The sequence below is a fragment of the Rhizobium sp. RAF56 genome (assembly GCF_052113965.1).
In the GTDB taxonomy this organism is placed as follows: Bacteria; Pseudomonadota; Alphaproteobacteria; order Rhizobiales; family Rhizobiaceae; genus Rhizobium.
On the sequence record NZ_JBFRDU010000162.1, the window covers coordinates 1 to 314 of the forward strand.

Sequence of the window (314 nt, forward strand, 5' to 3'; positions counted from 1 at the left end):
GGCGTCGAGAACATCCAGATCGTTCACCCCGACGGCTCGACCGAGACCATCTCGCTCGCCGCCCTGGCACCGCCGATCGGTGGTACGATCGAAGGCACGCCCGATGGCGACCCACTCACCGGCGGCGACACCAACGACATCATCAACGGCAACGGCGGCAACGACACCATCGACGGCGGTCTCGGTAACGACACCCTCTCGGGCGGCGACGGCAACGACGGCGTCRACGGCGGTGCCGGCAACGACAGCGTCGACGGCGGCGCGGGCAACGACACCGTCACGGGCGGCATCGGCGACGACACCGTCAACGGCGG

The 314-nt window shown here is 69.6% G+C and carries 1 protein-coding gene; it reads left to right on the forward strand.

Annotation, left to right across the window (positions count from 1 at the left end; translation table 11 throughout):
- Positions 1–314 (forward strand): calcium-binding protein (locus tag AB4048_RS29060; RefSeq protein ID WP_442205384.1); only part of this gene is annotated, 314 nt, incomplete at both ends.